The organism is Pseudoalteromonas sp. SR45-5, assembly GCF_014163565.1.
GTDB lineage: Bacteria > Pseudomonadota > Gammaproteobacteria > Enterobacterales > Alteromonadaceae > Pseudoalteromonas > Pseudoalteromonas distincta.
In genome coordinates this window covers 1-1,549 of sequence record NZ_JACJDN010000792.1, presented here as the reverse complement: position 1 = coordinate 1,549, position 1,549 = coordinate 1, and the positions used below count along the sequence as shown (strand labels likewise).

Sequence of the window (1,549 nt, the reverse complement as noted above, 5' to 3'; positions counted from 1 at the left end):
GCTTATTTAAACTTTAAATCGATGCACTAAATGATTTAGCTCATCAGTCAATTGTTCCATTTTTTTAGATACATCCTCAGTAGTTCGAGCAAGCGCCCCCCCTTCTAAAGTTTGATCGTTTAATGATGATAGGTTTTGACTTATTTCATCTGCAACCGTTGTCTGCTCTTCAGTCGCTTGCGCTGTTTGCATCGCCATATCATTTACTTTAGTAGACGAGCTTTGCATTGCATTAAGCACATCATTAGTTTGACTAAACGAACCAACCGCATCATCTGCAAATTGCTTACCTTCATCTATCGCTTTAATTGATTGTTCTACGCTCGTTGCAAATTGCTCTATCATTTTTTGAATATCGTTTGTGCTTACTTGCGTGCGTGTAGCCAATGTTCTTACTTCATCTGCTACCACAGCAAAACCTCTGCCATATTCACCAGCTCGCGCGGCTTCAATAGCAGCATTAAGCGCCAGCAGATTGGTTTGCTCTGCAATTGCACGAATAACCTCAAGTACTTTGGCAATGTTATCAGAACTTTGTTGTAGCTCTGTAGAGCGCGCCATAGCTTGCTCCATATTTTGCGACAAAGAAATAATACGAGAACTAGAGTGCGCAACCGCTGTTAGTCCTTGCTGAGCTAAATTTAACGATTTATCAGCTTCTGTTGATGATTGCTGAGCAACACCTGCAACTTCTCTACTTGCTACACTCATCTCATGCACTGCACTTACTATTGACTCAGAGGCTTGGCTGAGCGTTTGATTTACAGCATTGTTTTTATTTGCAACCTGACTTAACTCACCTCCTAATTCACTTAGTTCTTTTGATTGCTCTAAAATATCGCGAATTAATTGCTGTAAGTTGTCGAGAAAACGATTGAACTGCGTTGCAAGTTCAGAAAATTCATCTTTAGACGTTATAGCGATCCTGCCAGTTAAATCGCCATCACCAGAGGCTATATCGTTAATACGAGAAGTTACATAGTTAATTTGCTGTGTTAATTGCTTAGGAATAAGGTAACTAAACCAACACGCCACTAATAAAATTAATATGACAAAAATAAGCATAGTTAACTTAGTTGAAGCAATTGTGTCTGATAGTTTTTGAACTTCTTCAACCGATGTTTGCTCTGCTAATTCACCAGCTTGATCAAGCGTAGCTCTTAATTCGTCAAATGCTTTTTCTGATTGAGACTGTTTTTTTAGATTTGTTTTATCATTCATATAGGCCAGTGAAGCGTTTAACCAAGTATTATAAGCACCATCAAAACCGCGAAGCCCATTTATAGCTTTTGGATAATCCGATAACAAAGTTAAGTACTGCTCTAACCTTTGTGTTACTTGCTCGGCATTTTCTTTATGCTTTTGCAAATAAGCTTCTTTATTGTCGTTATGTACGACTAAATTTAACTCAGCAACCTTTGCTTGATACAAATCCCTGTCGGCACTCAAAGCAAGAGACACAGCCTTAATAAATTTATCGGATTGCACATCTAATGCATTTTTTTGTAAGTTAATTAAGTATGAATACCCAATAATTAACGACAAGATA

General features: G+C 37.9%; 1 protein-coding gene. It reads right to left on the bottom strand.

Annotated features, from left to right (window positions below):
* Nucleotides 1-6: 6 nt before the first annotated feature.
* Nucleotides 7-1,548: a methyl-accepting chemotaxis protein gene (locus H5072_RS19095; protein WP_310735905.1), complete on the bottom strand. Its 1,542-nt coding sequence runs from the start codon at nt 1,546-1,548 to the stop codon at nt 7-9.
* Between the last annotated feature and the right edge of the window lies 1 nt (nt 1,549).